The organism is Macrococcus brunensis (genome assembly GCF_004359615.1).
In the GTDB taxonomy this organism is placed as follows: Bacteria; Bacillota; Bacilli; order Staphylococcales; family Staphylococcaceae; genus Macrococcus; species Macrococcus brunensis.
The window spans coordinates 1-255 of sequence record NZ_SCWA01000075.1 but is presented as its reverse complement, the minus strand read 5'-3'; the positions used below and the strand labels follow the sequence as shown (position 1 = coordinate 255).

Sequence of the window (255 nt, the reverse complement as noted above, 5' to 3'; positions counted from 1 at the left end):
GTGTAGTACCGCCAGCAACAGAGGGCATCGGTAATGAAGGTACATTCCCGCCAGGCACAACAGTGGAATGGCAGACACCACCGGATGTATCCAAGCCGGGCACGACAACAGGTACAGTAGTGGTGACGTATCCAGACGGTACAAAAGATGTGGTAACAGTACCAGTGACAGTAGAAGTACCTGCAGGGCCGACGGATGCCGTTGAAAACACGCCAATCGTGACACCGATCACAACACCAATAGGTGTAGTACCGC

At 53.3% G+C, this 255-nt stretch carries 1 protein-coding gene; it reads left to right on the top strand.

Going from position 1 to position 255, the window contains the following annotated elements; all coding sequences use genetic code 11:
• The coding region (locus ERX27_RS11300; protein ID WP_133432868.1) for a Rib/alpha-like domain-containing protein at positions 1-255 on the top strand (255 nt) is incomplete at both ends.